A 21,947-nucleotide genomic window follows, 5' to 3' on the forward strand; every position below is an offset into this window, starting at 1 on the left:
TCTGACGCAAAATGCAACAGAATCTTTTATTCAGTACCTTCTTTTTATTTGCATGAAATAGAAGAAATCTAGATCAGGTAAAATGCCGAATAACAACTAAGGAACAGATACAAAATGAAGTGAAGTATAAAATTTCATTGAGAGTGCTAAATAAATTGTTAGAACAATGACTTATTATAAAGGAAGAATATGACAAAATAAATATTTTGAATCTTGAAACGTTTTCCCCTAAATTAAAAGATTTATATATTTATTATCTTAGAGGTCTTTGTTTAGAAAACACAAAAAATATTTCAGAAAAGCAATGGACGGATAATCACGGACTATGCTATGATAAATATCAGATTACAGAAAGGCTGTGATTAGAGGAAAGGTGCCTGCATGAAATAAAATACAGCTTGCCGTGCAGGATACAAGGAGGATAAGAATGGATATTCGCGACTTTTTGGCGAGGGTAAAAAGTGATGAGATATCAATGGATCAGGCGGAAGAAATATTAAAAAAGCTGCCCTATGAGGATATGGGATATGCCAAGCTGGATCATCACAGAGCGCTGCGGTCCGGTTTTGGAGAGGTAGTATTTTGCCAGGGGAAGGCCACAGAGCATCTGGTTAACATATTTAAACGGTTTTATGAGCATGATACGGATGTCCTTGGGACAAGGGCATCGGCGGAGCAATATGAGGCGGTGAGGCAGGTGCTGCCAATGGCAGAATACGATCCGATCTCAAGGATACTGTCTATACAGAGGCAAACCAGGGAAAGGACGGGCTGTGTTGCTATATGTACCGGAGGCACCTCCGATATTCCGGTGGCAGAAGAAGCGGCCCAGACAGCGGAATTTTTCGGAAGCAATGTGCTTCGGGTCTATGATGTCGGTGTTGCAGGGATTCACCGGCTGCTCTCCAAGGTGGAGGATATCCGTCAGGCTAATTCCATCATTGCGGTTGCAGGGATGGAGGGGGCATTGGCCGGAGTAGTGGCAGGGCTGGTGGACAAGCCGGTCATTGCGGTACCGACGTCCGTTGGTTATGGAGCCAACTTTGGAGGATTGTCCGCTTTACTGACGATGATCAACTCATGCGCGGAGGGAATCGCTGTAGTGAATATAGATAATGGATTTGGAGCAGGTTATCTTGCCACTCAGATAAACCGGCTGGCAGTGGGAAGTTCGGTGGATTGATCCGGCAGCATGCGGATTATAAAATGGTATTAGATATCCCGGATTAAGTATTATAGATAAAATTATATAAATCATAATTATGGGCTGGAGAAAGAAAGCAGGTAATAGTATGGCAAATAAAATCTTATACTTGGAATGTTATTCCGGTATTAGCGGAGATATGACGGTAGCAGCATTACTGGATCTTGGAGCTGATCAGAAAGTATTGCTGGAGGGGCTGAAGAGTCTGAATGTGGAAGGGTATCGGATTGTTATCGGAAGAAGGACAAAGAATAGTATTGATGCCTGTGATTTTGATGTGATTCTGGATGAAGATCAGGCACATGGACATAGCCATGATGATGAGCACAACCATGGTGACGGATATAATCACGATGATGGACATAACCATGGTCATGGACATAATCACGATCATGAACATAACCCCGATGATGGACATAGCCATGGCCACGAACATAATCATGATTATGAATATAGTCACGACCATAAACATAGCCACGATCATAAGTGTAGTTACAACGGCGAAGTTGGCCACGATCATGGGCATAGCCATGATCACGACCATAACTGCGATCATGAACATAAGCATGATCATAACCACAGTCATTTTCACGGGAAGGACCAAGGGGATGATCAGAATATGGAGGTTATGCCGATACAGTATGGGCATCATGACCACCGTAATCTTCGTATGATTTGTGATATTATTGATCTCTCCTCCATCACAGAGAATGCTAAAGCGATAGCAAAACGGATATTTACCATTGTTGCCAAAGCTGAATCGAAAGCCCATGGAAAACCCGTCGAAGAGGTTCATTTTCATGAAGTAGGAGCGGTTGACTCTATCGTAGATATTGTCGCCGCGGCAATCTGTCTGGACAATCTGAATATTACGGAAGTTGTGGTATCAGAGCTCTATGAGGGGACTGGCAGCATCGGCTGCCAGCATGGAATACTGCCGATACCGGTACCTGCTGTAATCAATATAGCCTCAGAATATCAGCTTCCCATTCACATTACCAAAGTAGCGGGTGAGCTGATCACACCGACGGGCGTTGCGATTGCAGCGGCAATCCGGACCAGGGAAGAACTGCCCCGGAGTATCAGGGTGCAGAAGATCGGACTGGGTGCCGGTAAAAGGCATTACACCGGAGCCAGCGGATTGCTCCGTGCCATGCTGGTGGAAGAGACTGCATCCTCCTCTGCCACATTATCTGACAGAGTATGGATCTTAGAGGCAAATCTGGATGACTGCACCGGAGAAGCGCTATCCCATGCCATGGAGCTCTTATTTCAGCAGGGAGCCAGGGATGTCTTTTATACCCCGATCTATATGAAGAAAAACCGTCCGGCCTATATGCTGTCGGTGATATGCGATGAAGAGAAGATAGGACAGATGGAAGAGATGATATTCCTCCATACCACAACCATAGGGATACGTAAAACTCCGGCTGTCCGTTCCACCCTTCCACGGAGGCTTATGACTCTGACAACCAGATACGGAGAGGTTCAGATAAAGGTTTGTGACTATAAGGACAAGAGCTTCTATTATCCGGAATACGAAAGTGTAAAGGAGTTGTGCAGGAAGAGCGGGCAGGATTATAATACTGTAAATCAAGCGGTTCAGAATGCGATAAGTAATTTGGAGACAAGCCACTCTTAAGTTGATTAGGAATATGAGGGATTAGAATATGAGCGATAAACAAAAGAAGAACGAAAACAAGGATATTTACCTGAAGCTGGCGCTTCACATGAGGGAACATGCCGATGAAGGAATTGCCATTGCCTTTTCCGGAGGTGTGGACAGCAGTTTACTGCTGAAAGTGGCCTGTGATATCGGCAGTTCCTTAGAACAACCTGTACTAGCAGTCACATTTAAGACGAAGCTCCATCCCCAGGGGGAGCTGCAGACAGCCAAAGCGATAGCCTCCAAATACGGTGCATTGCATAAGATTATATTAGTGGATGAATTCTCGGATCCCGAGATAGTGAACAACCCAATTGACCGGTGTTACCGATGTAAAAGCCTGCTGTTTCGAACGCTGACCAATTGTGCCGAAAGGGAAGGGTATCATTATCTGGTAGACGGAACCAATTATGATGATAAGAACTCTTACCGGCCTGGAATGAAAGCGCTGGAAGAGCTGGGAATACACAGTCCCCTTCTGGAGTTGGAGATTACAAAGGCACAGATCCGGTCACTGGCCGCTGATCTGGGCATACTTTCTTCGAACCGTCCCTCCGCACCTTGTCTGGCAACCCGCCTGCCCTATGGTACAAAGCTGGATACAGAGATATTAGCAAAGCTTGATAGGGGAGAGAGCTTTCTCAGGGAAGTCGGTTTCTATAATGTACGCCTGCGTTTGCATGGAGATATAGTGAGAGTTGAAGTTGATCAAGAGGACTTTATCCGTATGGTTGAGCATCGGGAAGCCTGTGTCAGCATGCTGAAGGACATGGGATTTCATTATATTACCATGGATATGGAAGGCTTCCGTTCCGGCAGTATGGACATTAACATTCCTCAAAATTAAGAATAAAATAAAAATCCTAAAAACCGCTAATATACAAAATTTTTCGTAAAAGGTTTACATTCCTCGCCAGACATAGTATAATGTGACTTAGTAATTGCAAAGAGGAGTGATCGTATGCTGCGCATGTTCATATGCCCTAAGTGCTATAATGTAAGGATGGTCTCCAGAAGACCCAGTGCATATTGTTTTCATTGCGGGAACCCGGATATTGAACCATTCGATGTGGATTATGATTCCTATATCAATATGGAGCTGGTAGAACGGGAAGCTCTGAAGGAACGGTATAAACAGCGGATGGGGGCTTATAATGACATATTACATCGGAATATCCCAGAAGCAGAAATGGAAGCAGCATTGACAGAAGAGATATTGACAGCGGAAGAAATGGAGCAAGGGGCTCAGTACATAGAAATAGAAGCATATGATAGATAGAGGGAACCTTTGTCCATGGGAACACTGCCATAGATGTAGGGTTCTCTTTATGCGTGGATATTAAGAAGACGGCAAGGCGAGGATGACAGATGGTTAAGAAAATAATAGATAAGAAATTGGTGGTCAGGAGACTGTTCTTGTTCCTGTGCGATATTGTTGTTATAATAGTATCCAGCGGCATGGGGCTTTTGCTCCGTTTTGATTTGGATCCTTCAAAAGTGGATAAGGTATTTCTTGAATCGGTTTGGACTTACCTTCCGATTAATTTACTTGTCACACTTTTGACATTTTATCTGCTTAAACTATATCATAGCTTGTGGAGATATGCCAGTATTACAGAGATGCAGAATGTGTTCTCAGCATGTATGTTATCGGCAATTTTCCAATTTGCAGGTCTTCGGCTGTTGGATCTGCGTGTTCCAAGGAGCTATTATTTTCTTTATGCCGGCGTATTGCTTTTGCTTACCTTGGGTGTACGGTTTTCCTATCGGTTTATTCGCTCTGCCATCCAAAGTATCCGAGGGAATGGTGCTGCTCATAATGTTATGATTATCGGGGCGGGGGATGCGGCAAATGCCATTATTAAAGAAATCAATACTAGCGAGCATATTAGCAATACTGTTGTAAAATGTGTTATAGATGATTCACCGGTGAAGCAAGGAAGCTACATACATGGTATAAAGGTGACGGGTACCCGGAATAATATCCTTGATTGTGTGAATATTTATCATATTGATGAGATTATAATTGCAATGCCTTCCGTATCCAAGAGGATTATTAGAGAGATTGTTGCGATATGCAATCAGACGGAGTGTGAGCTGAAGATACTTCCGGGAATCTATCAATTCATGAATAATGAAGTCTCTGTAAGCAACCTGCGTAATGTAGAAGTAGAAGACTTACTGGGGAGGGATTCGATTAAAATTGATCTGGATTCTATTATGGAATATGTGGAAGAGAAGGTGATACTGGTTACGGGCGGAGGTGGTTCCATTGGCAGTGAATTGTGCCGCCAGTTGGCCTCTAAGAATCCGAAGCAGCTTATCATTGTTGACATTTATGAGAACAATGCTTATGATATTCAGCAGGAGTTACATAAGAAATACCCGGAGCTTGATCTGGTAGTGTTAATTGCATCCGTAAGGAATTCTGCAAGAATGAATTATATCTTTAAAACCTATCGGCCTCAGATTGTATACCATGCGGCAGCGCATAAACATGTTCCTTTGATGGAGGACAGCCCTAATGAGGCGGTTAAGAATAATGTCCTAGGGACATGGAAGACAGTTCAAGCGGCGGATTTGTATGGGACGGAGAAATTTGTTCTTATATCAACGGATAAGGCGGTTAATCCTACGAATATCATGGGAGCCTCAAAGCGTATTTGTGAAATGATTGTACAGACCTATAACAACCGGTCAAATACGGAATTTGTTGCAGTTCGTTTTGGAAATGTATTGGGATCTAACGGAAGTGTCATTCCATTATTTAAAAAACAGATTGCTGCCGGAGGCCCGGTGACTGTAACAGATCCAAATATTATTCGATACTTCATGACTATTCCGGAGGCGGTGTCCTTGGTGTTACAAGCTGGAGCCTATGCGAAAGGCGGAGAGATATTTGTCCTGGATATGGGAGAGCCTGTTAAGATCCTTGACCTGGCAGAAAATCTGATTCGATTATCTGGATATAAGCCTTATGAGGATATCATGATAGAATTCACTGGACTTCGGCCAGGTGAGAAGCTGTATGAAGAGCTGCTCATGGATGAAGAAGGCTTGGAGGATACACAGAATAATATGATACATATTGGAAAGCCCATTGAATTTGATGAGGACAAGTTCCTGCAGCAGCTGGAAGAGTTGAAGGAAATATGTCCGCTGGAGCCACTGGAGATTAGAAAAAAGATTCGAAAGATTGTTCCTACTTACATATATAAGAAAGTACAGACGAAGGAAGGATAACTACAATGCCAGAAAGCATAGATGATAAAGAAAAGATATGGCTTGCTTCCCCCCACATGAGTGAGGAAGGCTATGAGATGCAGTATATACAGGAGGCATTTGATTCCAACTGGATTGCGCCGCTTGGGACGAATGTTGTTGAATTTGAAAAGGAACTGGCAAACAGAGTGGGGTCAAAGCATGCAGTTGCCCTGGCTTCCGGTACTGGGGCGATACATCTTGCGCTTAAAGCGGCAGGTGTTGGAAAAGGTGATATTGTATTCTGTCCGACTCTTACGTTTTCTGCCACAGCCAATCCTATTATCTACCAGAATGCAACACCTGTCTTTATTGATAGTGATTATACAACTTGGAATATGGATCCGAATGCTCTTGAAGAGGCTTTGGATAAATACGGTGATCGGGTGAAAGCTGTTTTAGTCGTGCATTTGTATGGTCTATCTGCTGATATGGATAAAATCATGGCAATATGTAATAGGCATAATGTAGCCGTTATTGAAGATGCTGCAGAATCATTAGGCACTTACTATAAAGGAAAAGCCACGGGTACTTTCGGCAAATTTGGTATATTCAGTTTTAATGGAAATAAAATAATTACAACTTCGGGCGGAGGAGTGGTTGTTTCTGGTGATGAAGAGAGAATTAAGAAAATTCGTTTCTGGTCTACTCAATCCAGAGACCCGGCTAGACACTATCAGCATAGTGAATTAGGTTTTAATTATCGCATGAGCAATGTCGTGGCGGGCATTGGTAGAGGACAGCTTAGGATATTAGATCAGAGGGTAGAGAAGAAGAGATACATATTTGAATATTATAAAAGAGAGCTGGGTGATCTGGAAGGAGTGGACTTCATGCCAATTAATGATTGGAATGAGCCGAATTATTGGCTAAGTGTGATGCTTCTGAAGGGAAAGATTAGACCGATCAATGTGATGGAGGCATTAGAAGTAGACAACATTGAATCAAGGCCTGTTTGGAAGCCGATGCATATGCAACCATTCTTTGCGGAATATGATTACATCGGTGGGAACGTTGGAAAAGAATTGTTTGAGAATGGAGTATGTTTACCGAGTGATACAAAGATGACAGACAAGGATCTTGAGAGGGTATGTAGCATTATTAGAGGACTGTGGTAAATGAGCTTAGTAAGAGTAAAAGCCCGAAAAGGCGGTATTTATCGAAAGTATATAAAGAGACTGACGGACATTATATTGTCTCTAATAGCAATTGTGGTTTTGAGTCCAGTGTTGGTCATTGTTGGAATTCTGGTAAGAGTGAAGTTGGGGAGCCCGGTGTTATTTAAGCAAAAGAGACCTGGGCTGAATGAAAAAATTTTTATCATGTATAAGTTTAGGACAATGACAGATGAAAAAGATGAGAATGGAGAGTTGTTGCCGGATTCAATTCGACTTACTAAATTTGGGAAAACGTTAAGAGCTACATCATTGGATGAGTTACCGGAGTTATTTAATATATTAAAAGGAAATATGAGCATTGTTGGTCCGCGTCCTCAGCTTGTAAGAGATATGGTGTTTATGACACCTGATCAGAGAAAGAGACATGATATTCTTCCTGGACTCACAGGATGGGCACAGATAAATGGGAGAAATAATGTCGAGTGGGAAGGAAAGTTGGCTCTTGATCTGGAGTATACCAGGGAAATTTCGTGTGCATTAGATTGGAAAATTATGTTTTTGACGGCCAAAAAGGTAATTAGTAAGGAAGATATAAATACTGGCGACATGGCAACAACAGAGGATTTTGGGGATTATCTCCTTCATAGAGGATTTATATCAAAAACAACATATGATTTAAAACAGCAACAGGCATTAGAATTATTAGCAGAGGGAGACAAATGAATCAAGAAAAATGGAAGTATTATAACCATGCAATAATACCCAATACTGCCCCTCATGCAGAAGTTGACTTAGGGTCAATTAATCATGAAAAGAAATGGAAGAATATAGGAGGAACACCATTACTTGCCCGGTGGACATCAGACTTTGATTGTGGATATGAAACAAATTGGTGGTGGTGTATAAAAGATACACCGTTTAATATATCAGATTTAAAAGCAAAAAGACGATATGAAATTAATAAAGGCCTAAAAAACTTTGAATGTAGGATCATTGATCCCAATGAATACGCAGAACAATTATTTGCTGTGCAATCCGAGGCGTTTTTAGCGTATCCAGAGAAATATAGGCCTAATATCAATCATGATAGTTTTATTGAATCGATAAGGCGGTGGGATGAGGCACATGTATATGGAGCGTTCAGTGTTGAAGAAAACAAATTATGTGGATATGCGATTTTAACGACTTATTCTGATTATGCAAATTTCAATGTTTTAAAAACAATACCAGAATATGAGAAGAACGGTGTTAATTCAGCACTGGTGTATAAAGTTATTACAGATTTGAATGATAGATTTTCTCAAGGATATTATCTTGTTGATGGAGAAAAAAGCATTTCTCATGAAACTCACTTTCAAGATTATCTATACAAGTATTTTGGATTTAGAAAGGCCTATTGTAAGTTAAACGTAAAATACAGATGGTGGATAAAGCCTATTATTATGTTGTTATTTCCTTTTAGAAGGATTATTGAAAGATATGATAAATGCAATATTATCCATAATATTATTGGTGTTTTAAAGATTGAAGAGGCTGTACGAGGTTTTTAATTATTATACAAGAGGAATACAAGATGAAAATATTGGTATCAATCATAATGCCATCATATAACACAGGCAATTATATTGAAGAAACTATAAATAGTGTTATCAATCAGACATATCATAATTGGGAGCTTATCATTGTAGATGATTGTTCCACGGATAATACAGACGAAGTAGTTAGACAGTTTTCGGATAAAAGAATTCGCTACCTGAAAAATGAGTATAATAGTGGGGCTGCTGTAACCAGAAATCATGCCTTAAGAGAGGCAAAAGGAAAATGGATTGCATTTCTAGACAGCGATGACTTATGGCTACCGGAGAAGTTAGAAAAGCAGATAGAGTTCATGGAGAGGAATGATTATCACTTCTCCTACACGGGTTATGTTGAGATAGATGCTGATGGCAATGAACTTGGCGTAATAGTAACTGGACCAAATAAAATTACAAAAACAGACATGTTTAACTATTGTTGGCCTGGATGTCTGACGGTTATGTATGATGCAGAGATTATTGGGTTAATACAAGTAGTTGATATTAGGAAAAACAATGATTATGCCATGTGGCTGAAGGTATGTCAGAAGGCCGACTGTTTTTTGTTGAATGAAACTTTGGCAAAATACCGGAGAGGAAGAAATGGGTCAATAAGCACTCACAGTTATAAAGAGCTTATCAAATGGCACTACAAGTTATTTAAAAATGCAGAAGGACAGAACACTGTAATGGCGGTATTTAATACTTGCCGGAATATGGGATTTGGCTTTTATAAGAAGTTGAAGTATGTGGTTAAAGGATGAAAAATAATAATGGTGGATATAGTAATTTCTGTAGCTTGTTACAACAATGAAGATGAGATAATTGCCTTCGCAGAACAATTAAGTCACCAGAGGATAAGTGAAAATTTATGTCTGTTAGTTAGTTGCAATAGCTGCAGCAGTTCCTCAGATTTGGAAAAGAAGCTTAATGATGTTTCGGTACAGACCGCAGTGTACAATCCTAAGGTAAACTTAGGATATTTACATGGTTGCCTATATGGCTTGTCGGAATATTCAAGAGAGAACGAATATGATTGGGCGATGATAAGCAATACTGATCTTATCTTTGAAAAAGATAGCTTCTTTGAAAAGTTTTCCAAAGGAATTAACGATGAAGATATATGGTGTGTAGGACCAGACATCACGCTTAAGACAACTGGTGCTCATCAAAACCCATTTTTGATACTGCCCCCCTCTAATAGGATGATTAATACATGGCGATTTGCCTACTCTAATCCAGTAACCTTTAATCTCTACTTCTGGCTAGCAGGCGTTAAAAGCAGATTGAAAAAGGCCAATAATGAGATCCTAGATTCGAAATTTGTATATGCAGTTCACGGAAGTTGTTTCTTACTACGGAAAGAGTGCATCGAGAAGATTATAGAGGTAAAAGACGAAATCTTTATGTATGAGGAAGAACTCCTTGTTGCAGAAGTGACAAAAGCGAACGGAAAGAAGGTGTTTTTTGATAATAACTTATCTGTGGTACACAATGAAAACCAAGTAACTGGGACAATCAATAATGCGAAAAAGCATAAATGGTTTAAAGATTCTTTCTACTTTCTGTATAAGAACTTTTATTCCAACATGCTGAAAGGTTGAACTGACGAATGGGTAAAACAATTGGCGTTGTTGTTGCTACATATAATGGTCAAAAATATGTAGCAGAACAGCTTGTGAGTATAATTAATCAATCTAAAAAACCAGATCTGATTATAGTTTCAGACGGAAAGTCTTTGGATTTAACTGTTGAAATATGTAATGAGATTCTTTCAGGGGGAGATATACCATTCGAAGTCCTTACAAGTGAAGTACAGTTGTCAGTAGCAGAAAATTTTCAAAAAGGACTAGCTGCGTGCGATTGTGATTATATTTTTTTTTCGGATCAGGATGATGTGTGGCTTCCCAATAAAATAGAAATAGTCATACAACAAATGGAAAAACATCAGACATGCATGGCATTTTCGAATGCTCAAATTGTGGATGCAAAACTTAATGATGAAGGGCGGCCGTTGCTTTGGGAGTCTGTTGGATATGAACAGTTAGAAGACGTCAAAGTATACGGAAAAGGAAACATTGAGCTGATTTCTATACTCATAAGGCATAACATAGTTACAGGAATGTGTATGTGTATTTCAAGAGACTTTAGAAATAAGGTCATGCCACTCTCTCAAAATGCGATCCATGATAGCTGGATAGCTATTATTGCTGCTAACGTGGGAAGTATTGTGGCTATAAAAGAAAAGTGCGTTTTGTACAGGCAACATGGAAATAATGTCGTGGGCACTACTACAAACATTTGCGCTGCTTTGAAAAATAGAAAGTTATATGCTATCAAAGTTAAAAAAAGAGAACTTATGATAAGAGAGGTAATTAAAAGAGTTTTCGATGAAACGGATGAGGAGAGCCTTTCCATACTAAATGATTATGTGAGTTTTCTCAAGGAAAGAAACCGATTTATTGATTGTAACAATGGTTTTTTCTTTCCAATTAAAAGCATAAAGTGGTATCAGAAGTATGAATATAATCATAAACAGATTATAATAAAAGACTATATAACCAGAATTACCAATCAAGGATGATAAGGGAGGCAAGGGTTAGAATATGGAACAAATTCAACGCAGAAAGGGAGATATACCATTTAGTCTGCATAGTATTATGGTTGGATTGACAGTAATATATTGCGTCCTTTTTCCTGCTGACAAAATTAATATAAAAGAGATAATACTTTTTTTTACGTTGGTGGTTTGCTCTCCGGCGATTATTAGTGCATTGAAGCAGAAAGATAGTATTATCCTCGCTGTTTACGGAATAATGTATCCACTAGTTACAACCTTAGTATCCATAACGATTGGTAATAGTACGATTTACGGTGCACTATCATACAGTTATGTTTGGGTTTTCGTACTGCTTATACCTGTAGTGGAAAAATATAATATTGATCTAAAAAAACCATTTATATTTGCAACAACAATAGTGGCGTTAATAACAGATTTTATATTTTTGGCTGATGTCTTTGGCCTTGTTTCAATTTATAGAAATCCACTTGTTCTTTTCTTGAGCAATATGAATGAATTGCAGTGGGGGAAAGGTTCACTTGCAACATTTGGATATTCGATTTTTTATAAATCCTCTCCATTAATATTCTTTACGTATGGGTATACGCTTTACCATAAAAAATATTTTCACGCTGCGATTTTGCTATTAGCGTTTTTTGCCTGTGGTACTCGAGCTAACCTTTTAGTTGCCCTATTCGTTACGGCTGCGATTCCGTTAATATGTTCTAGGACTCCGATGAAGAAGATGATTGTAATAATGCTAGTTTTTGGGGCTTCACTCATTATTCTTCCGAATATAATTGATCGTTTGACGGCTTTAAATACACTGAAGTATGACAGATCAGAATCAATAAAAATTGCTGCTATAACATCAATTTTTGATCATCTCAATAAGGCGCCTTATAGGTATATATTTGGATCCGGTGTTGGAAGCTATTTTTACTCATCTGGAAGAAATGCATATGTTGATGTTGTAGAAGTGAGTTATTTTGATTACTTTAGACAGGTGGGTATTATCGGCTTTTCCTTCTTGGCTTATTTTCTAATAAGACCCATAAAATGGCTTATCAAGAATGAAAGATGGCTATTGATAGTATATGTTGGTTATTTGGCGGTTGCTTTTACAAATCCCCTGCTGGTTACATCTACTTCCTTCATGGCATATATAATTGTTTATAGTTGTGGAATGAGTAAAAAAAGAGAATCATTGTTGAAGCGAAGTGTGTTATTAAGTATAAGCAAAGGTGATTTAGACGATGGCAAGTAGAAGTAAAGTACTTAAGGCTGGTATGGGATATTCCATAGGCAACATGTTGATAAGAGGAATTGCCTTTATATCCACACCAATTTTTACAAGGGTTCTAACTACAAATGATTATGGATTATATTCAACTTTTGTTTCATATGAATCTATTTTAGCGATGGTAATAGGTTTGTGCCTTCATTCAAGCATAAAATCCGCTAATATAGAATACCCAGGAAAACTAGACGATTATGCCTCAGCAGTGTGTAGCTTTCAGGTAGTCCTGCTTGTTGTATCTATTGCAATATGGGGTATTTCTGGTGCGGTCGGATTTGATCCCCTTGAAATTGGTAAAGTCCCAGCACTCTTGATGATTATTAACGGCTTTGCAAGTTCTATAATTCTTGTTTACAACAGCTATCTTAGTATTTCATATGAATACAAAAAATATTTAACCTTATCGTTTATTTCGTCCTTTGGAAATATTATATTTTCGCTTCTGCTTATTTTTACAATATTTAAAAACCAAAGATACGTCGGACGTATAGCTGGAACGGCTGTTGCTGCCGCTCTTGTTGGCTTCATCGTTTTGAAGATGCTCTTTTCTAAAAGACGACCTAGACTCACAAAAGATTATATAAAGTTCGGCATTTCATATAGTCTTCCAATAATTCCGCATGGACTTTCGCAAGTCATATTGGCTCAATTTGGGAAGATCATCGTACAAAGGGTTGTTGGTAATTCTGAAGCTGGAATATTCGGATTTGCGTATACAATTGCACTTATTCCGCAAGTGTTAGGAACTTCATTAGATACTGCTTGGGGACCGTGGTTTTATGAAAATTTTAAAAGAGACAATGAGGTAGTTAAGAAAAGAGCTCTGCAGTATTTACTGCTCTTTTCTATCTTGATAATTGGAATTAACACTTTTTCGGCTGAAGCAGTGTATATTCTTGGGTCAAAAGCATATTGGGATGCAATATATATTGTTCCGTCAGCAGTATTGAGCATGTATTTCTTGTTTTTATATTATTTTCCTTCATCTATTGAATATTACGAAAAGAAAACAAAATTTATTGCTTTAGGCTCAATGTTGGCAGCACTATTGAACATTGCTTTGAACTATGTTTGTGTTCGAAAGTTTGGTTATGAAGCTGCATCATATGTTACTTTAGCTACATATGTAGTTTACTTTTTGCTTCACGTTTTCATCGCTGGCAGACTTTCAAAGTTTCCTTTTGATATTGCTAAGATGTCATCTGTGATTTTAATAACATGTGGAGTTACAGCTTTAGATATAATCTTTATTAAGAATATACTGATTAGAATAGCCATATTGCTATTGGTATCGGCACTCCTATACTTTATGAATAGAACAACGATAATGGAGGCGGTACAGATGCTAAGCATTAAGCCTAAAGGGAAGAAGGCAGAAGAAAGGGAAACGTGATGCGTGAATTGAGTCTACAAGAAATCCAAAAAGTTGAACTTGATATTCTTAAAGTCGTTGCCAATATTTGTGAAAAGGAAAATATAAGATACTTTTTGCATTATGGGACACTTATTGGCGCAATCAGGCATGAGGGATTTATCCCGTGGGATGATGATCTAGATGTGGTTATGCCACGTCCTGATTATGAACGTTTTCTGAGTTACTGTAGGAATCATGCTAATGAAATACAGCCTTTAGAGCTAATGCATTACACAACAAACAAGAGTTATATTTTCCCAATTGCAAGGGTGAGTGACTCAAGATTTTATGTGAATTATGAAGGAAAAAAAGATTATGGCCTTGGTGTCTTTGTAGACATATATCCGTTTGATGGTTGCGGAAATACGAAAGAAGAAGCAAAGGAAATATGTAAAAGAAACAGTAACGACATTTCCATCATTTCCTCAGGGGGAAGAAACTATTTTGAGAAAAGTCCGGGAGGATTGAAAAGAAATATTGTCAAGTTTTTGTTATACTGCTACACTAACGTATTTGGGTTAAAGCAGATAATAAAGCATCTTGATACAGAATCCCGGAAGCATATATTTGAGAAGGATAACTTATCATATTGCACAATTTGGGGCACATCGTCTCAATGGTCTCAGAACAGATCGGATTTTGAAAGCTACATATATGCGAAGTTTGAAGATGCAGAATTTAGAATATTCAAAAATTATGATGAGGTGTTGAGAATTATATATGGTGACTATATGAAATTACCACCAGAAGAGAAAAGAATAGGTCATCACTACTATAAAGCATATATAAAAGAATTACAGAAGTTTGGAGGGGAAAAATGAAAGGTATTATTCTTGCAGGCGGCGCAGGAACCCGTCTCTATCCGTTGACAATGGTAACGTCAAAGCAGCTCCTGCCGGTTTATGACAAACCAATGATTTACTACCCATTGTCCACAATGATGCTTGCGGGGATAAAGGATCTCCTTATCATTTCCACACCAACTGATACCCCTAGATTTGAGAGTCTCTTAGGTGATGGCAATCAATTCGGCATTAACCTTACTTATAAGGTGCAATCTTCACCAGATGGACTTGCTCAAGCATTTATCCTGGGTGAAGAGTTTTTGAATGGTGAAGCCGGCGCGATGGTACTGGGTGATAACATTTTTTATGGGAACGGATTCAGTGGAATCTTGAAAGCATCTGTAGAAAATGCTTTGAATGGTCGTGCAACTATCTTCGGATACTATGTCACTGATCCAGAACGTTTTGGTATTGTAGAGTTTGATACAAACGGCAAAGTACTCTCAGTTGAAGAAAAGCCACAGAAACCGAAGAGTAACTACTGTATCACCGGACTCTACTTCTATCCGGCAGGTGTGAGTGAGAAAGCAAAGGTGGTGAAGCCATCTGCAAGAGGTGAGCTGGAGATTACAATGCTAAACGATATGTATCTACAGGAAGGGCTTCTTGATGTTCAGCTATTAGGCCGTGGCTTTGCTTGGCTTGATACAGGAACAATGGACAGTTTGTTTGAGGCAGCAGATTTTGTGCAGATGATTGAAAAAAGACAGGGTATCCAGATTTCCGCACTAGAAGAAATTGCTTATAAGAACGGCTGGATTGATAAACAGAAATTACTTGAGTCTGCCGCCAGGTATGGGAAATCTCCGTATGGTGCACATCTCAAAGCAGTCGCTGATGGAAAGATAAGGTATTGATTATGACAAAGATTGAAACAAAGCTACCAGGAGTTTATATCATAGAACCTCAAGTTTTCGATGATCACCGCGGTTATTTTATGGAAACATGGTCTACCAGAAACTTTGAAGAAATGGGATTGAACTACGATTTTGTACAGGACAATCAAAGCTTTTCTGCACAGAAGGGAACGCTTCGTGGCATTCACTTTCAAAATGCACCGAAGGTACAGGCGAAGCTTGTCCGTGTAACGAAGGGCGCCGTGCTTGATGTTGCTGTTGACCTTCGTAAAGGAAGCCCAACATATAAGCAATGGGTTGCGGTAGAGTTGTCTGCAGAGAATAAAAGAATGTTCATGATTCCAAGAGGTTTTGGTCATGGCTTCAAGACTCTGACAGATGATGTAGAATTTTGTTACAAGTGTGACAACCTTTATAACAAGGAGTGTGACAGAGGTATCCGATTTAACGATCCGACCATTGGTGTTGAGTGGGGGGAGGTAATCGAAGAGCTACTCAGCATAAAAGATACAACGTCTCCGCTATTGGATGACAGCGATTGTAATTTCGTCTATGGCAAAAGCTAAGGATGAGTAATTGTTACAGGCAGCACCAGATTTACGTAAAAATGTAAGGGATTGGTTCTATGTTGAAGACCACTGCAAGGTTATAGATTTGATAATCCATAATGGATATATAAATGCTAAATGAACGGGAGGTTAATTAATTGAACATAGCAATAGCAGGTACAGGATATGTGGGGTTATCTTTGGCTGTTCTGTTGGCACAGCATAATAAAGTAACAGCAGTTGATATTATTCCTGAAAAAGTTGAAAAGATCAATAAAAGAAGGTCTCCGCTTCAAGATGCGGAGATTGAAGAGTATTTAGCCATAAAAGAACTGGATTTAACAGCGACATTAGATTCGGAGAAAGCTTATTCCAATGCTGATATCATTATTATTGCATCTCCTACGAATTACGATCCTGAGAAAAACTTTTTTGATACGAGTGCGGTTGAAACAGTTATTGATTTAGTGATGGCTTGTAATCCCAATGCTATTATAGTTATTAAGTCGACGATTCCAGTTGGTTATACAGAAAGTATCCGGAAGAAGACAGGTAGCAAGAATATTATTTTCAGTCCTGAATTTTTGAGAGAATCAACAGCCCTATATGATAATTTATATCCGTCTCGTATTATTGTCGGAACGGATATGAAGGATGAGCGACTGGTTGAAGCTGCGCATACATTTGCCATGTTGTTGCAAGAGGGTGCAATAAAAGAGGATATCGATACGCTCTTTATGGGATTTACAGAAGCAGAAGCGGTGAAACTGTTTTCAAATACATATCTCGCATTACGTGTTTCGTTCTTTAACGAACTTGATACATATGCTGAGATGAAGGGACTAGATACAAAAGCAATTATTGACGGTGTCGGCCTTGACCCTCGTATTGGAACACATTATAATAACCCATCGTTTGGTTATGGCGGTTATTGCTTGCCTAAGGATACAAAGCAGCTTCTTGCAAACTATACTGATGTTCCCGAAAATTTGATTGAAGCAATTGTAGAATCTAACCGTACTAGAAAAGATTTTATCGCAGACCGTGTACTCCAGAAAGCAGGATATTATGGATATTCAGATGGTGGAAAATGGGATGAAAATAAAGAACATTCTGTTACTGTTGGCGTTTATCGGCTTACAATGAAGAGTAATTCTGATAACTTCCGTCAAAGTTCTATTCAAGGTGTTATGAAGAGAATTAAAGCTAAAGGGGCATCTGTAATTATATATGAGCCTGCTCTTGAAGATGGTGTTACTTTTTTCGGAAGCAAGGTTGTTAATGATCTTGATGAATTTAAGAGATTGAGTGACAGTATTATAGCCAATCGCTATGACATTTGCCTTGATGATGTAGCGGAGAAAGTTTATACGAGGGATATTTTCAGAAGAGACTGAAAAAAACATAATCTCCCAAAATTAAGTTTTAGATGAAAATAAACAAATGTAATACGGAGGTATAGAATATGCAGGGATTGATTTTAGCGGCAGGAATGGGAAAACGATTAAGGGATCTTACGCAGGACAATACAAAATGCATGGTAAAGGTGAACGGGGTTACATTAATTGAACGTGTACTTCATCAATTGGATGAACTATATCTTTCTCGTATAGTTATTGTTGTAGGTTATGAGGGGAGAAAATTGATAGATTATATATCAACGCTTGCTATACGAACTCCCATATATTTTGTGGACAATCCTATTTATGACAGAACAAATAATATATATTCGCTTGCGCTGGCAAAGGAGTATTTATTAAAAGAGGATACACTTCTCCTTGAATCGGATTTGATTTTTGAGGATAGTGTTTTGCGAACATTATTGGACGACCCAAGGAAAACATTAGCACTAGTTGATAAATATGAAAGCTGGATGGATGGTACTTGTATCAAAATAGGCGAAGATGATACAATTGAGGCCTTTGTTCCAGGGAATAAGTTTATGTTTGAAGATATTCCATATTACTATAAGACGGTTAATATCTATAAGTTCAGCAAGCACTTTTCAGAGACACATTACGTGCCATTTCTAGATGCATATTCAAAGGCACTTGGTAATAACGAATATTATGAGCAAGTATTACGTGTAATTACTATGTTGGATGATCCGGAAATCAAGGCGAAGAAATTGGAAGGGCAACTTTGGTATGAGATTGACGATGTTCAGGATTTGGATATTGCGTCATCTATGTTTGCCCCAGATGGTGATGAGAAAGTTGCCAGCATACAGGCAAGATACGGTGGATATTGGAGATATCCGAACCTTTTGGATTTCTGTTATCTTGTAAATCCATACTTTCCTCCAAAGAAGTTGATGAACGAGATAAAAGCCAGTTTTGAAACATTACTGACACAGTATCCGTCTGGAATGAAAGTAAACAGCCTTCTTGCAGCCAAAAATTTTGGTATTCACCAGGAACATATAGTGGTAGGTAATGGTGCCGCAGAACTGATCAAATGCTTAATGGAAGAAATTAAAGGGAAGGTTGGGTTTGTCTGTCCAACATTTGATGAATACCTGAATCGTTATGACAAAGAGAATAGTATTGTGTTCACTCCGGATAATGATAATCTTTCATATACGGCAGATGATTTGATGCGATTTTTCAGTGACAAGGAAATTAGCACGTTAATTCTAGTTAATCCGGATAATCCTAGCGGAAATTATATCTTGAGATCAGACGTACTTCGATTGGCATCTTGGTGTGAGCAAAAGAAGATCAGAATCATTGTAGATGAATCCTTCGCGGATTTTGCGGAGGAAACAGATAATACATTGATTACAGAAGAGATTGTTAGTCAGCACCCTGGGCTTGTAATCATAAAGTCGATTTCAAAATCTTATGGTGTTCCAGGAATTCGCCTGGGTATTTTGGTATCTGCTGATGAGACGATTATTGTCGCCATGAAAAGGAATGTTGCAATCTGGAATATTAACTCCTTTGGTGAATTCTATATGCAGATTGAAGAGAAATACAAGAAGGATTATGTTGCTGCTCTTGTAAAAATTAAAGAAGTGCGTAAACGCTTTGTGGAGGATTTGAACGAAATTTCAGCTTTACGAGTGATACCTTCTCAAGCAAATTATGTGATGGTTGAGATTACAAAAGGCATGACTTCTAAGGAACTTACGAAGGTTCTTCTATTGAAATACAATCTATTTATTAAAGATTTATCTAACAAGATAAAAAAGGATGGCAGACATTATATTCGCATTGCAGTGCGCAATAATGAGGATAACGCAAGATTAGTGGCAGCATTAAAAGAGGTTTTGAAGTAAATGATACATTAGATGGAGATGAAAACATGAAAATTATATCATTCGATCAAATTATGGATTTAGGCATCACACCGTTGCAGTGTTATAATTGGGTGTCTGATGCTATTGTCGGAAAGAGAGAGGCTCTTCTTCCTGCAAAGATAAGTTTAAAACCTTGTATACATGGGGTATTTTACAATACAATGCCTGCCATTATTCCTTCTGAAAAGTGGGGAGGAGTAAAACTCGTAACAAGATATCCGGATAGAAAGCCTAGTCTGGATAGTGAAATTTTGTTGTATGATATAGATACTGGTGAGAATGTGGCGTTGATGGATGGTAACTGGATAACAGCCATGCGTACAGGTGCAGTCGCAGCGCATGCAGTAAAGTTACTTGCACGTGATGATTTTTCGCTTATGGGATTAATTGGATTGGGTAATACAGCAAGAGCTACACTTAAGGTGCTTCTTGCGATTTATCCAGAACGTCAATTAACAATAAAACTGAAAAAGTACAAGGACCAGCACGACCTGTTCGCAAAAGAATTTGAAGCATACTCGAATGTAAAGTTTCTCTATTATGATTCTTTTGAAGATGTCATTGAAAATAGCGATGTTATCATTTCGGCAGCGACTGTATTTGAAGAGGATATTTGTCAGGGCAAATTCTACAAAGAAGGTGTATTGGTGGTGCCAATACACACAAGAGGCTTTACAAATTGTGATCTTTTCTTTGATAAGGTTTTTGCAGATGATACAAATCATGTCAAGAGTTTCAAATATTTTGATAGGTTTAAGTTTTTTTCAGAGGTTTCGGATGTCGTATGTGGGAACAAGCCAGGCAGAGAAAACTACAAAGAAAGGATATTAGCTTACAATATTGGAATTGCCTTACATGACATATATTTTGCAGGTAAGATATATGAGATGATTGGTAATACTTGTCCTGATGTATCGCTTAATGCACCGATAGAAAAGTTTTGGGTGTAATTTACTATTTTCGGATTGGGAGTATATAAAAGTACATTCATAAGTACTCTCGTATATTCAATTTAACCATTGAACTTTATAATATATATTGTTATAATTGATAGAGTGTGGAATACTATTACTTTGATTTTTGATTGACAAATACAAATAATTTATTATGGAAGAGGAGTTTATTAATGAATAGTAATCAGCATCAGGATGATCATATGGAGAATGAAATTGTTTTCAAGGACCTCCTAATGGTCTGTTGGAAGAGGAAATACAGCATTATTAGTATAACAATGGTATTTACCGTATTGGCCGGGATAATTAGTGTTTTTTTTATCTCGCCGGTTTATGATACAAGTGCTAATATTATCATCAATATGCCGGAGAACTATCATACCAGATATGGAGATTACATACTCCCTCTTTCTGCTAATGATCAATATCTCCAGCTTTTGAAAAGCAATGAAGTGTTGTTAAATACGATTGAAGATATGCAGTTTAGCCAGGAAGTAACTGTAAATGAGTTGAGTAAGAGGATATCAATAAAAGCGGCCGATAAGGATTCGACTAGTTTCACATTTGTAGTATCTGCTGATACACCGGAGGAATCTCTTTATTTGGCCAATGCTTTATATGATAATTATATTAAGTTTATAGATGCCATGTTAAAAGAACGGACAGTTAATTATTTTTATAATAATTTTTCTGTGGAGCTGATAACTCTAGAGACCACTTTGACAAAAGAACAATTATTATTACAAGAGAATCAAAAACTCCTCTCTCAGATTAAAAGAGAATATAAGACAGCAAATCTGGATGTAATTGATTACCTGGGCAAGGATGGAAATTATATTCTTCCTGAAGATACTATTAATCCAAACTATATTAGAGTCGAATCTGATATTATTAGTAATCAGCAGAAGATTAATGATCTAATAAGTTCAATTAATATTATGAAGCAGTATTTGTCTCAATTAGAAGAAGAGAAAGAGTCTATTGTGAACTATTATAAGAATGGCAAGACAGAAAATATCACTGTTAATTTAGTTAGCATAGTAGATTCAAATATCTATATGCCTTCTGAATTAGTAGCTCCGACACAAAAGACCAGTCCAAGCAATGCAAGGAATGTTGTAATAGGTGTAGTGCTTGGAGGGATGATGGGTGTGTTTGTAGTCTTATTCCGTGCATACTGGAAAAATGAATTGTAATGTAGATACACATAGAGCAGAGGCAAAAGAACATGCCTCTGCCTTTTATATGGTAGTGTAAAATAGTTTGTGTCTTTGGTAATAAATACCACCTTCTTGGTGAGAATTAGATATAAATAATTCGTATGCGATGAATAACCCACCGGTTTT

At 38.4% G+C, this 21,947-nt stretch carries 21 protein-coding genes; all 21 read left to right on the top strand.

Going from position 1 to position 21,947, the window contains the following annotated elements; translation table 11 throughout:
• Nucleotides 1–89: 89 nt before the first annotated feature.
• Nucleotides 90–170 (top strand): SHOCT domain-containing protein, encoded by an 81-nt coding sequence (locus HNQ56_RS23835; protein ID WP_488167875.1) that lies wholly within the window; start codon nucleotides 90–92, stop codon nucleotides 168–170.
• Between the two features lie 257 nt (nucleotides 171–427).
• Nucleotides 428–1,183, top strand: a complete 756-nt coding sequence (gene larB / locus HNQ56_RS12410) for a nickel pincer cofactor biosynthesis protein LarB (protein ID WP_429146460.1) — start codon at nucleotides 428–430, stop codon at nucleotides 1,181–1,183.
• 160 nt (nucleotides 1,184–1,343) lie between these two features.
• Nucleotides 1,344–2,846, top strand: a complete 1,503-nt coding sequence (gene larC / locus HNQ56_RS12415; RefSeq protein ID WP_429147057.1) for a nickel pincer cofactor biosynthesis protein LarC — start codon at nucleotides 1,344–1,346, stop codon at nucleotides 2,844–2,846.
• A gap of 28 nt (nucleotides 2,847–2,874) precedes the next feature.
• On the top strand, nucleotides 2,875–3,717 hold the full coding sequence (larE, locus tag HNQ56_RS12420; protein WP_429146463.1) for an ATP-dependent sacrificial sulfur transferase LarE: 843 nt from the start codon (nucleotides 2,875–2,877) through the stop codon (nucleotides 3,715–3,717).
• Between the two features lie 114 nt (nucleotides 3,718–3,831).
• Nucleotides 3,832–4,149, top strand: coding sequence for a hypothetical protein (locus HNQ56_RS12425; RefSeq protein WP_429146466.1), 318 nt, complete (start codon nucleotides 3,832–3,834; stop codon nucleotides 4,147–4,149).
• 89 nt (nucleotides 4,150–4,238) lie between these two features.
• A complete protein-coding gene (locus HNQ56_RS12430) occupies nucleotides 4,239–6,113 on the top strand; it encodes a polysaccharide biosynthesis protein (protein WP_429146468.1) in 1,875 nt (624 codons plus the stop codon).
• Nucleotides 6,114–6,118: 5 nt separating this feature from the next.
• Nucleotides 6,119–7,249 (top strand): DegT/DnrJ/EryC1/StrS family aminotransferase, encoded by a 1,131-nt coding sequence (locus tag HNQ56_RS12435; RefSeq protein WP_429146469.1) that lies wholly within the window; start codon nucleotides 6,119–6,121, stop codon nucleotides 7,247–7,249.
• Complete coding sequence (locus tag HNQ56_RS12440) at nucleotides 7,250–7,972, top strand: sugar transferase (protein ID WP_429146472.1); 723 nt, start codon at nucleotides 7,250–7,252, stop codon at nucleotides 7,970–7,972.
• Nucleotides 7,969–8,799, top strand: coding sequence for a hypothetical protein (locus HNQ56_RS12445; RefSeq protein WP_429146475.1), 831 nt, complete (start codon nucleotides 7,969–7,971; stop codon nucleotides 8,797–8,799). Before HNQ56_RS12440 ends, HNQ56_RS12445 begins: the two co-directional genes overlap by 4 nt.
• Nucleotides 8,800–8,822: 23 nt before the next feature.
• Nucleotides 8,823–9,587, top strand: coding sequence for a glycosyltransferase family 2 protein (locus HNQ56_RS12450; protein WP_429146477.1), 765 nt, complete (start codon nucleotides 8,823–8,825; stop codon nucleotides 9,585–9,587).
• Between the two features lie 9 nt (nucleotides 9,588–9,596).
• A complete protein-coding gene (locus HNQ56_RS12455) occupies nucleotides 9,597–10,427 on the top strand; it encodes a hypothetical protein (protein ID WP_429146480.1) in 831 nt (276 codons plus the stop codon).
• A gap of 8 nt (nucleotides 10,428–10,435) precedes the next feature.
• Entirely contained in the window at nucleotides 10,436–11,407 is a 972-nt protein-coding gene (locus tag HNQ56_RS12460) for a glycosyltransferase (protein ID WP_429146482.1), read from the top strand.
• A gap of 22 nt (nucleotides 11,408–11,429) precedes the next feature.
• A complete protein-coding gene (locus tag HNQ56_RS12465) occupies nucleotides 11,430–12,650 on the top strand; it encodes a hypothetical protein (protein WP_429146485.1) in 1,221 nt (406 codons plus the stop codon).
• The gene (locus HNQ56_RS12470) at nucleotides 12,640–14,076 is read left to right on the top strand and encodes a lipopolysaccharide biosynthesis protein (RefSeq protein ID WP_429146488.1); all 1,437 of its coding nucleotides are present in this window, start codon (nucleotides 12,640–12,642) and stop codon (nucleotides 14,074–14,076) included. The genes HNQ56_RS12465 and HNQ56_RS12470 overlap by 11 nt, the downstream gene beginning before the upstream one ends.
• Nucleotides 14,076–14,918 (top strand): LicD family protein, encoded by an 843-nt coding sequence (locus tag HNQ56_RS12475; RefSeq protein ID WP_429146491.1) that lies wholly within the window; start codon nucleotides 14,076–14,078, stop codon nucleotides 14,916–14,918. The genes HNQ56_RS12470 and HNQ56_RS12475 overlap by 1 nt, the downstream gene beginning before the upstream one ends.
• Nucleotides 14,915–15,799: a glucose-1-phosphate thymidylyltransferase RfbA gene (gene rfbA / locus HNQ56_RS12480; protein ID WP_429146494.1), complete on the top strand. Its 885-nt coding sequence runs from the start codon at nucleotides 14,915–14,917 to the stop codon at nucleotides 15,797–15,799. The genes HNQ56_RS12475 and rfbA overlap by 4 nt, the downstream gene beginning before the upstream one ends.
• A gap of 2 nt (nucleotides 15,800–15,801) precedes the next feature.
• A complete protein-coding gene (gene rfbC / locus HNQ56_RS12485) occupies nucleotides 15,802–16,365 on the top strand; it encodes a dTDP-4-dehydrorhamnose 3,5-epimerase (RefSeq protein ID WP_429146497.1) in 564 nt (187 codons plus the stop codon).
• Nucleotides 16,366–16,505: 140 nt separating this feature from the next.
• A complete protein-coding gene (locus HNQ56_RS12490) occupies nucleotides 16,506–17,744 on the top strand; it encodes a nucleotide sugar dehydrogenase (RefSeq protein ID WP_429146499.1) in 1,239 nt (412 codons plus the stop codon).
• Nucleotides 17,745–17,812: 68 nt separating this feature from the next.
• Nucleotides 17,813–19,627: an aminotransferase class I/II-fold pyridoxal phosphate-dependent enzyme gene (locus HNQ56_RS12495; RefSeq protein ID WP_429146502.1), complete on the top strand. Its 1,815-nt coding sequence runs from the start codon at nucleotides 17,813–17,815 to the stop codon at nucleotides 19,625–19,627.
• 26 nt (nucleotides 19,628–19,653) lie between these two features.
• Complete coding sequence (locus HNQ56_RS12500; protein ID WP_429146505.1) at nucleotides 19,654–20,598, top strand: ornithine cyclodeaminase; 945 nt, start codon at nucleotides 19,654–19,656, stop codon at nucleotides 20,596–20,598.
• A gap of 176 nt (nucleotides 20,599–20,774) precedes the next feature.
• On the top strand, nucleotides 20,775–21,797 hold the full coding sequence (locus HNQ56_RS12505) for a Wzz/FepE/Etk N-terminal domain-containing protein (RefSeq protein WP_429146508.1): 1,023 nt from the start codon (nucleotides 20,775–20,777) through the stop codon (nucleotides 21,795–21,797).
• Nucleotides 21,798–21,947 lie beyond the last annotated feature (150 nt).

Source organism: Anaerotaenia torta (assembly GCF_050433395.1).
Taxonomy (GTDB): domain Bacteria; phylum Bacillota; class Clostridia; order Lachnospirales; family Lachnospiraceae; genus Mobilitalea; species Mobilitalea torta.

Bases quoted from the DNA above. Each gene is read 5' to 3' on its own strand.
- HNQ56_RS12440 (WP_429146472.1), top strand. From the start codon at position 7,250: ATGAGCTTAGTAAGAGTAAAAGCCCGAAAAGGCGGTATTTATCGAAAG.
- larC (WP_429147057.1), top strand. From the start codon at position 1,344: ATGACGGTAGCAGCATTACTGGATCTTGGAGCTGATCAGAAAGTATTG.
- HNQ56_RS12495 (WP_429146502.1), top strand. From the start codon at position 17,813: ATGCAGGGATTGATTTTAGCGGCAGGAATGGGAAAACGATTAAGGGAT.
- HNQ56_RS12465 (WP_429146485.1), top strand. From the start codon at position 11,430: ATGGAACAAATTCAACGCAGAAAGGGAGATATACCATTTAGTCTGCAT.
- HNQ56_RS12505 (WP_429146508.1), top strand. From the start codon at position 20,775: ATGAATAGTAATCAGCATCAGGATGATCATATGGAGAATGAAATTGTT.
- HNQ56_RS12430 (WP_429146468.1), top strand. From the start codon at position 4,239: ATGGTTAAGAAAATAATAGATAAGAAATTGGTGGTCAGGAGACTGTTC.
- HNQ56_RS12460 (WP_429146482.1), top strand. From the start codon at position 10,436: ATGGGTAAAACAATTGGCGTTGTTGTTGCTACATATAATGGTCAAAAA.
- rfbA (WP_429146494.1), top strand. From the start codon at position 14,915: ATGAAAGGTATTATTCTTGCAGGCGGCGCAGGAACCCGTCTCTATCCG.
- larE (WP_429146463.1), top strand. From the start codon at position 2,875: ATGAGCGATAAACAAAAGAAGAACGAAAACAAGGATATTTACCTGAAG.
- HNQ56_RS12470 (WP_429146488.1), top strand. From the start codon at position 12,640: ATGGCAAGTAGAAGTAAAGTACTTAAGGCTGGTATGGGATATTCCATA.
- HNQ56_RS12450 (WP_429146477.1), top strand. From the start codon at position 8,823: ATGAAAATATTGGTATCAATCATAATGCCATCATATAACACAGGCAAT.
- HNQ56_RS12435 (WP_429146469.1), top strand. From the start codon at position 6,119: ATGCCAGAAAGCATAGATGATAAAGAAAAGATATGGCTTGCTTCCCCC.
- HNQ56_RS12445 (WP_429146475.1), top strand. From the start codon at position 7,969: ATGAATCAAGAAAAATGGAAGTATTATAACCATGCAATAATACCCAAT.
- rfbC (WP_429146497.1), top strand. From the start codon at position 15,802: ATGACAAAGATTGAAACAAAGCTACCAGGAGTTTATATCATAGAACCT.
- HNQ56_RS12425 (WP_429146466.1), top strand. From the start codon at position 3,832: ATGCTGCGCATGTTCATATGCCCTAAGTGCTATAATGTAAGGATGGTC.
- HNQ56_RS12475 (WP_429146491.1), top strand. From the start codon at position 14,076: ATGCGTGAATTGAGTCTACAAGAAATCCAAAAAGTTGAACTTGATATT.
- HNQ56_RS12455 (WP_429146480.1), top strand. From the start codon at position 9,597: ATGGTGGATATAGTAATTTCTGTAGCTTGTTACAACAATGAAGATGAG.
- larB (WP_429146460.1), top strand. From the start codon at position 428: ATGGATATTCGCGACTTTTTGGCGAGGGTAAAAAGTGATGAGATATCA.
- HNQ56_RS12500 (WP_429146505.1), top strand. From the start codon at position 19,654: ATGAAAATTATATCATTCGATCAAATTATGGATTTAGGCATCACACCG.